Genomic DNA, 629 nt, shown 5'->3' with positions numbered 1-629 from the left:
AAGGCCATGGGCGAGCGCGGTCGCCGCGCCGCCGCCGAGGCCGGCTCCGGCCTCGACCGGCTGATCGAGGCGCTTCAGCCCCTGCTGCCGCCGAAGGGCGTACGCAATGATCGCTCTCCGTCCCTCGTCATTCCGGGGCCGCGCAGCGGAACCCGGAACCCAGGGGATCGAGCGCGATGTTGAATGCGCCGTCCGGACGGGATGCGCCCTCCTGGGTTCGGGGTTCGCTCTTCGAGCGCCCCGGCATGACGGCTCGGAGAACACGCGCGCATGTCCCTGAGCACCCCCAAATGGTGGTACCTGCGCGACCGGCGCCACGCGGCGGTCATGCGTCTGATGCTCAAGCCCCTGTCCTGGGTCTGGGCCGGCGTCACCGCCCGGCGCATCGCCCGCGCCGTCCCGGCCGACCCGGGCGTCCGGGTGACCTCCGTCGGCAACCTGACGGTCGGCGGCTCCGGCAAGACGCCCATCGGCCCGCGAGGTCCTGCGTCTGCTGCGCGCCTCGGGCGTCGACGCCCACGCCCTGTCGCGCGGCTACGGCGGCAAGCTGGAGGCCCGGTCCGAGTCGATCTTCACGCCCATCCGCCGCCGCGTCGCGACGAGCCGCTGATGCTGGCGCTGGACAGCCC

The 629-nt window shown here is 73.8% G+C and carries 1 protein-coding gene; it reads left to right on the top strand.

Features of this window, described 5'->3' with window-relative positions; all coding sequences use genetic code 11:
• Window positions 1-270: 270 nt before the first annotated feature.
• Window positions 271-629, top strand: a 359-nt coding sequence (locus tag AC2W7C_RS18720) for a tetraacyldisaccharide 4'-kinase (protein ID WP_486002683.1), incomplete at its 3' end; no start/stop codon positions are given.

The organism is Brevundimonas sp. CURTG3B2_SDJG (genome assembly GCF_057364705.1).
The sequence above is the reverse complement of the archived record's forward strand: the minus strand, read 5'-3'. Positions and strand labels throughout refer to the sequence as shown.